The sequence below is a fragment of the Ornithinimicrobium sp. genome, assembly GCF_030537745.1.
GTDB lineage: Bacteria > Actinomycetota > Actinomycetes > Actinomycetales > Dermatophilaceae > Ornithinicoccus.
This window is the reverse complement of the sequence record NZ_JAUNVI010000041.1, coordinates 19,908-27,395: the sequence shown is the minus strand read 5'-3', so window position 1 is coordinate 27,395 and position 7,488 is coordinate 19,908. Positions and strand designations below refer to the sequence as shown.

General features: G+C 67.0%; 8 protein-coding genes and 1 other RNA gene. 4 read left to right on the top strand and 5 right to left on the bottom strand.

The window, feature by feature from the left end:
* Window positions 1–948 precede the first annotated feature (948 nt).
* Together Q4P07_RS09815 and Q4P07_RS09810 are read left to right on the top strand one after the other, a co-directional pair.
* A complete protein-coding gene (locus Q4P07_RS09815) occupies window positions 949–1,215 on the top strand; it encodes a hypothetical protein (RefSeq protein ID WP_303374731.1) in 267 nt (88 codons plus the stop codon).
* Between the two features lie 347 nt (window positions 1,216–1,562).
* Window positions 1,563–1,853 (top strand): transposase, encoded by a 291-nt coding sequence (locus Q4P07_RS09810; protein ID WP_368660269.1) that lies wholly within the window; start codon window positions 1,563–1,565, stop codon window positions 1,851–1,853.
* Between the two features lie 241 nt (window positions 1,854–2,094).
* Here Q4P07_RS09810 and ssrA read toward each other — a convergent pair.
* Window positions 2,095–2,462, bottom strand: a transfer-messenger RNA (tmRNA) gene (gene ssrA / locus Q4P07_RS09805).
* Window positions 2,463–2,592: 130 nt separating this feature from the next.
* On the opposite strand from ssrA, the gene Q4P07_RS09800 reads away from it, so the two are divergent.
* Complete coding sequence (locus Q4P07_RS09800) at window positions 2,593–3,030, top strand: hypothetical protein (protein WP_303374730.1); 438 nt, start codon at window positions 2,593–2,595, stop codon at window positions 3,028–3,030.
* Window positions 3,031–3,059: 29 nt separating this feature from the next.
* Here the strand turns inward: Q4P07_RS09800 and Q4P07_RS09795 are convergent, their stop codons facing one another.
* On the bottom strand, window positions 3,060–3,479 hold the full coding sequence (locus Q4P07_RS09795) for a CBS domain-containing protein (RefSeq protein ID WP_303374729.1): 420 nt from the start codon (window positions 3,477–3,479) through the stop codon (window positions 3,060–3,062).
* Between the two features lie 153 nt (window positions 3,480–3,632).
* Between Q4P07_RS09795 and smpB the strand changes: the two genes are divergently transcribed.
* Window positions 3,633–4,109, top strand: coding sequence for an SsrA-binding protein SmpB (gene smpB / locus Q4P07_RS09790; protein ID WP_303374728.1), 477 nt, complete (start codon window positions 3,633–3,635; stop codon window positions 4,107–4,109).
* Window positions 4,110–4,141: 32 nt separating this feature from the next.
* Here the strand turns inward: smpB and Q4P07_RS09785 are convergent, their stop codons facing one another.
* From Q4P07_RS09785 to ftsE, 3 genes are read right to left on the bottom strand one after another with little or no spacing between them, the layout of a single operon-like run.
* Window positions 4,142–5,827, bottom strand: coding sequence for a peptidoglycan DD-metalloendopeptidase family protein (locus Q4P07_RS09785; protein ID WP_303374727.1), 1,686 nt, complete (start codon window positions 5,825–5,827; stop codon window positions 4,142–4,144).
* A gap of 11 nt (window positions 5,828–5,838) precedes the next feature.
* On the bottom strand, window positions 5,839–6,762 hold the full coding sequence (gene ftsX / locus Q4P07_RS09780) for a permease-like cell division protein FtsX (protein WP_303374726.1): 924 nt from the start codon (window positions 6,760–6,762) through the stop codon (window positions 5,839–5,841).
* Window positions 6,759–7,451 (bottom strand): cell division ATP-binding protein FtsE, encoded by a 693-nt coding sequence (gene ftsE / locus Q4P07_RS09775; RefSeq protein ID WP_303374725.1) that lies wholly within the window; start codon window positions 7,449–7,451, stop codon window positions 6,759–6,761. The genes ftsX and ftsE overlap by 4 nt, the downstream gene beginning before the upstream one ends.
* Window positions 7,452–7,488 lie beyond the last annotated feature (37 nt).

Below are 7,488 nucleotides of genomic sequence, written 5' to 3'. Positions count from 1 at the left end.
CCCACGCCTTGTGGCCGCTGGTATTCAGCAACTCCCGTCCTGAGCGGCGCAAAAAGCTCCGCCGGCCCGCTCGAACGACACCTGCTCGCGGCCAGGACAGGGCGGCACGTCGTTCTTCGGCGCCCTAAAATCTGGGTGAACCTGACCTGGTAAAGACACCTACATTCCCCGGCGATCGTCCTGACCAGGTACCAAAGGGCCCGGTGCCAAAGCTCCCTCCCCCTCCGTTCTGGAGCTCCGGAGGCGGCCGTCAGGTCGCAGGCTTACGTCCGCCCCTCAGCAAAATTGGGGACCACTGCCTGCGAGTCATCCACGTGCCCAGGGTGACGCGACGGACACCGGCGGCAACGGCCACGTCGGTTAATAGGCTTGTATGACTTGGAGGGCCTCCTGGTGACGGGTGGTGGTCGCTACGGTGGCTGTGGGAGAAGGCCTCGGGGCTGGCCGGTATCCGGCTGGGCGTGATGGCTCGTGGAAGAGATCGACGGACTCGGGGTCGGCTCTCCCGGTCAGGCTGGCCCGGTGCAGGGAATTGGTGGCCAGGACGGTGTGCTTGCGACGCGGGTGTGGGTCCTGGGTAGGCACCGGATCACGCACAAGCGTGGGTTCGCCACGCAGCCCTCGTGCCGCGGTCGCCCGGGTAGGCATGAAGGGCCGGGATATTCCACCGCGCCATTTGCCGCTGGTTGAGGGCAAGGGAGGAGGGTTCTCCCGTCCACCCAGGACGATGCCTGTCCCGCAAGTCACTTGGCCGGTGGTCGAACGGCACAGGGTCGTCGCGTTGCAAGCGAACGGAAGGAACCCTCGTGTCCACACACTACTGACCCCGCCCCGGCGCGGGTCCAGGTCGCCCTCTGCCACGTCTCGCCCACGAGCGCGGGCCTCTCACGCCTCGGAGAGAAACTGTCGGCCTTCCCCGGCGTGGTCGCCGCGGCCGAACCGACCTCGATGACCTGGCTTGGCCTGCACGTCACCCTGCAACGGGCCGGGTGCGACTTATCCCTGGTCGGGCTCCGTCCCTCCGCCCGGCTGCGCGGCGCGATCAGCGGCAAGCACGAGTCCGACGTGATCGACGCCGACATGCTGTCCATGGCGGCCCACGTGTTCACCCTCGCACCCCTGGCCCCGCCAGACCCAGCCCATTTGGCGCTGCGCCGCGCGGTCGTGCGCGCAGGAAGTTGGTCGTCGACGGCAACCGGGCCCGTCGCCGGCTGATCTCGCTGGCCAGGTGAACTTTCGACGGTCGTGTGGTCCGCGTTCGCCGGTTCCTGGCCCACCGCGGTCGCGGTCCTGACCCGCTGGCCACACCTGCATGCTTTTGGCGGCCGCGCGACGCTCCAGTGGGACCGCGGTCGTGGCCGCCCACACCAGGGGCGTGGCCCGGCGTAGCCGAACGGGCCGGAGCGATCCGGGCTGCTCCCGCAGCCTGGTGCGACTTCTGGGGTGGCCCACCTGGACCTGGACGCGTTGGCCTGGGAGGTCGGCGAGCACCTGGCCGACATCACCACCGCGGCTGAGCAGATCGGCCGCGCCACGACCCAGGCGAACGCTACTGGGCGGGCCTGTATGGGGATGACCCGCTACTGCTGTCCCTGCCAGGGATGGGCACGATGACCGCCCCCACGGTCCGTGCGTTCCTCGGCGACGGCTCCCGCTTAGTCACAGCCAAGGCCGCCGCGCCCTACGTCGGGGTGACGCCCTCCACCTGGTCCTCAGGAACCGTGACCCAGCCCTCCCGGGCGATCACCAAGGAAGGACCCGCCGTGCTGCGCCTAGCGTTCTACCAGGCCGCCACCCCGGGGACACGTAGCCATGCCCGTAAAAGACGTACCCAACGGCTTGACAACCGTTAGGGAATCTTGTCGGTTGCAGAACCGCACGATCCCTCGTGGCAGCGGCTTGTCGGCTTCTTTGACGCGCAAGTTACCCATCCCCCAGATCATCTGCACCCTGTGTCAGCTGTGTGTCAGTTCGGGTGCTGAAAAGAGCCTACATCTGCTCACACGTGCCCACACAAGAAAACCCCCGTATTCCGCGTGGTGACGCGGAATACGGGGGTTTGACGTGGGACAACTCGCACAGCATGAGACACGTAAGTGGAGGTGGCGGGAATCGAACCCGCGTCCGTTGCCAGAAGAACAGGACTTCTCCGGGTGCAGTGCGCTATGGATTTTCTCGGCCCCAGGGCTCGCGCGCACACGTTCCCTGACAGGCCCAGTCGAGTTGGAGTCCCGCACGATCCCCCGACATGACCGTGCAGCAAGTTTCCTAACTGATGCCAGGCACTGAGTCGGAAACTACCTCAGGCTGACAGACTTCGCGTCGCCGTCAGGCGGCGAGGGCGAAGTCGCTGCGCGTAGAATTGGCAGCTATTGGTTTTGCAAGGAGCGTTGACGAGCTGACCTTGCATCCTCGACCCGCTTCTCCTGAAATACCGAGCAACGTCGAAACCGATCACCCCCATGGGGTGCCTCACGCTGTGCAGTTGTCAAAGACCGCCGGTCTCAGTGCAAAACTTCCACCGTCGGACCTTGCAGTCTACTCACTGAACGCCGCCGCGGCCAACCAGATTCCCTGACCTACCCTCGACGCATGAGCACGATGCCCGCCAACCCCCAGTCACCCTCGGACGGGGCACGCCGCACGCTCGCAGTCCTCGTGGGGTCCTACGCGCTGGCGCTGGTGACGCTGGGTGTGGTCCTGGCGCTGCTGGGCGCCGAACTCGCCTCGCCGCCGCTGTGGATGGTCGTCACCGTGTTGCTCGCCACCATTGCAGTCTGGGCTCTCGCGGCCGTGCTGCCCGTGTCGCGGGCAGGCTCCGTGGCTTCCGTCACGATGCGCCTGACCATCCTGCGTATGGCGTTGCTGGAAGCACCGGCGATCCTCGGCTTTGCCCTCGCGTTTGTCTCCAGCCCGACCAACCTACTGATCTTCGTCCTCCCGACCATCTTCGCGCTCGGGGGTATGTGGCTACTCGCCCGTCCCAGCGTGGTGCTCGCCCGCGTGGAGAACGCCTTCTCCTCCCCGTGAGCGCCGTGGTGCACCCATCGACCGGCAGGTCAGCCCCGGCCGTAGACCATCCGCACGAAGTGGACGATCTTGTCCTCGGCCACGCCGCGGGCCAAGTCGGACTCGCTGATGATCCCGACGACCTCGTCGCCGTCCATCACCGGCAGTCGCTTGATCTGCTGGTCGCCCATGATGTCGACGATCCGTTCCACGTCCTCGCCAGCATCAACCGTGGACACGATCCCCTTGGCGAGGGCGCCCACTGCCGTGGCTCCGAGGTCGCGACCCGTGGCAACTCCGCTGATCACGATGTCGCGGTCGGTGACGATGCCGATCAGCGAGCCGTCGGCCCGGACCACCGGCAGCGCACCTACGTCGTGATCACGCATCACCGCAGCTGCTTCGATCAGCGACTGGTCCTCACGTAGCACTTCCACACCCTCGGTCATGATCTCGCGCGCTGTAGTCATCGGAGCACTCCTCGTCAATAGTTCGTGCGGTCACCCCAGCCTGCCCCCTGACTCTTTCCCCAGCAACCCGAGGCCCACCTAGCCACCCTCCACCCGGCGTGGAGCAAAACCGAGGCGACTACCCACCGCGGCCTCACCTAGACTGGATCGGCCATGCCCAAGGAAACCGGACGCAAGCTCATCGCGAGCAACAAGAAGGCCCGATACGAGTACCTCATCGAGGACACTGTCGAGGCCGGCCTCGTGCTGACCGGGACCGAGGTCAAGGCGCTGCGGATGGGTCGAGCCACGCTGGTGGACGGCTACGCCGTGGAGTACCAAGGCGAGCTCTACCTCGAGGGCGTGCACATCCCGCAGTACACCCAGGGCAACTGGACCAACCACGCGCCCCGACGGCGGCGCAAGCTCCTGCTCCACCGCCACGAGATCGACAAGCTGCTGTCCAAGTCGGAGCAGGCCGGGCACACGATCGTCCCGTTGTCGCTCTACTTCAAGGATGGTCGCGCCAAGGTCGAGATCGCCCTGGCCAAAGGCAAGAAGGTCTACGACAAGCGACAGACGCTGCGGGAGCGTCAGGATCGCCGCGAGGCAGACCGCGCGATGTCAGCACACCTCAAGCGCCACGGCTGAGGGGCTGTCGGCCCTCGAAGAGTGCCGATCGGTCAGAGCCAGCCGCGGGGGTTTGTCGGGGTGCCGTTCTCGCGGGTCTCGAAGTGCAGGTGGCACCCGGTCGAGCTGCCAGTCGTGCCCTCGTAGCCGATGACCTGACCGACCGAGACGGACTGCCCTGAGGAGACCGCGAAGCTCTCCAGGTGCAGGTATGCGGTGGTGAGGTTGACGCCGCGCGTGACCCCGTGGTCGATGACGACGTAGTTGCCGCGACTGTTGTCAAACAGCGTGCCGTAGACGGTGCCGCTCGCGGCGGCGCGGATCGGCGCCCCGCAGGGTGCGCCGAAGTCGAGGCCGGAGTGCAGGAGCCAGATGCCAAGGATCGGGTGCAGGCGCATCCCGAACTCGCTGGTGGTGGGTGCGTTGACGGGGAAGGACAAGTAGTTCGACGGCTTGACGGACTCCGTCGGCGGCGGCGGCGGGGGCGCAGAGGCCGGAGCCGGAGCCGGAGCCGGAGCAACCGTCGCAGCACGGTCGGCCGCCGCTCTCTGCGCCCTGGCTGCGGCGTCCGCGTCGGCCTGAGCCGCGGCCGCACGGCGCTGTGCTTGCGCGGCGGCGTCCGCGTCCTGACGCTGTTGGGCGGCGGCGGCGGCATCGCGTTGACGCTGCGCCTCTCGCTCTGCCGCTCGCTGTCGGGCGGCTTCGTCGGCGGCAGCCTGCTCCGCAGCCACTCGCTCGGCCTCCGCGGCTGCCCGGCGCCTCGCCTCTTCCGCAGCGATCCGCTTGACCTCAGTCTTCTCCTTGACCTTGAGCCCGTGCTTGGTCGTCGCCAACTCAGCCAGTTGCGCCTCGAGCTCGTTGGAGCGGTCCTGCTCGGCCTCCAGGTCCGCCTGGACCTTGGCCTTCTCGGCCTCCAGGTCGGTCTTGTCCTTGGCCTGCTGCGCTTCGAGCGACTCCAGGGACCGTTTGGCTCCATCGGCGACGGCGCGAGCCTGCTCCTTGGCGATGACGTTGGCCTGCGCCTGGGCGAGCAGGTAGTCGATGTCGCGGCGGACGCCGACGAGGCGGTCCTGCTCGGCCACCGCTTGCGCCTGTGCCGTGGCCAGCGTGCGAATCTGTTGGTCCTGGACGCGCAGGACGGTGCGTGCCATCGCCATCCGGTCGACCGCGTCCGTCTCTCCGGAGAGAATCTCCAGCGTGGTCGCCAGCGATCCGATCCCACCCTGCTTGTAGCTGTCACGCGCGATGGCACCAACCGTGGACAGGCTCTCCTCCTGCTCGATCTCGTTGGCTTTCAGCCCTTCTTCGATCGTCGCCTCGTTGGCGCGGGCGATGCCGAGCTCGGTCTGGATCCGCTCTGCCTCTGCCTCCGCATCGGCCAGCTCCTCCTCGGCCGCGGCCAGCTCGATCCTGGCCTGGCCCACCTTGGCGTTCGTCTGTTTCAGGCGGGCATCAGCCGCGACCAACTTGGCGCTGGTATGCGTCAGATCCTCGGTCAGCGCGTCAGCGTTGGTCGCGGCGTTGCCTTGCGCCTTCTCCGCCTTGCTCTCCTGCTGCTCCACCTGACGGATGCGGTCGCGCAGATCATCGAGATCACCGGCGAGTGCCGGACCGGCGACGAGCATGCCCGCCAACGACAGCACCACGGCCGACCGCAGCCTGCGTGCGGTGGTGCGGCGACCTCGGGAGGCGGCCCGGTCTGCAGACGCAGCGATGGGAGGTGATGACAGGGATGACATAGCGAAACTCCTCATACCCTCACGTGACGGCGCAGGGCCATCCAGGCGGTGATGACAGCCAGCAGCAAGGAGCCGCCGACCAGGAAGGGGGTGATCAGCCACAGGTCACGTGGCCCGACCAGGCTGATCAGGCCGCTGTCTCCAGCGAGCAGCTCGGACAGGAACCCGGTGACCCCGTAGCGAACGGTCGCCCAGAGCAGCCCGGTCGCAAGGGCAGCCCCGATGAGCGTGGCGATGACGGTCTCCAGGATGAAGGGCAGGTGGATGGCGAAGGCACTGGCGCCGACCATCCTCTTGATCGCGGTCTCCCGGCGTCTGGTCCAGGCGGTGAGCCGGATCGTGGTGGAGACGAGCAGGATCGCGCAGACGACCATGGCCACCGCCAGAGCCAGCGCGCCGAGGCTGAGAGCACTGAGGAAGGTGAACAGTTTGTCGACGACCTCGCGCTGATCCTCGACGCTCTCGACCCCCGGAGCCTGCTCGAAGGCCTGCTGGATGACCTCATACTTGCTGGGGTCGGAGAGGTTGACGCGGTAGGACTCCGGGATGGCTTCCTGCGGTATGGAGTCGAGCACCGGTGAGTTGCGGAACTGCTTCCGGAAGCGGTCATAGGCCTCATCGTTGGATTCGTAGAAGTACTCGGTGACCAGCGGCTCGAGCCCGTCCAGGTCGGCGGCGATCTGCTCACGCTGCTCCGGAGTGACGCCACCGCCGGCGCAAGAGGCGACGTCGCTGGCGTCGGGGGTGCACAGGAAGATCGAGACCTGGACCTTGTCGTACCAGTAACCCTTAGCGGTGTTGACCTGCTGCTGGGCGAGCAGGCCCACGCCGAGGAAGAACAGGGAGACCATCGTCACCAGGATGACGGAGACGATCATCGACATATTCCGCCGCAGACCGTTGAGGATCTCGCCGAGGAGGAAGCCGGGCCTCACGAGGTCACCTCGCGGTAGCCGCCCTCGGCCTGGTCGCGGACCACCTGACCGTCCTGGAGCTGGACCACTCGCTTGCGGAAGCGGTCCACGATCGTGGTGTCGTGGGTGGCCATGAGGACCGTGGTGCCGGCGCGGTTGATCCGATCCAGGATCGCCACGATGTCCTGGCTGGTGTCCGGGTCAAGATTGCCGGTCGGCTCGTCAGCCAGCAAGATCGGTGGCTTGTTGACCATCGCGCGCGCGATGGCCACCCGCTGCTGCTCGCCCCCGGAGAGCTCGTGCGGCAGTCGTTTTCCCTTGGCCTGCAGCCCTACCAGCGCCAGCGTCTCAGGAACCCGTTGGTCGATCTCGTGCCGTCGGGCACCGAGGACGTGCAGCACGTAGGCCACGTTCTGATAGACGGTCTTGCCCGAGAGCAGACGGAAGTCCTGGAAGACGGTGCCGATCTGGCGACGCAGCAAGGGCACGCGCCGATGCGCCAGCGCACCGAGGTCATGACCGGCGACGAGCACCCTCCCGGCGGTGGGCTCGTTCTCCAAGATGATGAGGCGAAGCAGGGAGCTCTTGCCCGAGCCGGACTGGCCCACGACGAAGCAAAACTCGCCCCGCGTCACGTCCAGATCGACATCACGAAGCGCCCAGGGGTCGCCTTTGGCATAGCGCAGGCTGACGTTCTCAAGGGTGATCATACGATCGGGACGGCTCCGGGACAGGGGTGACGGTCGG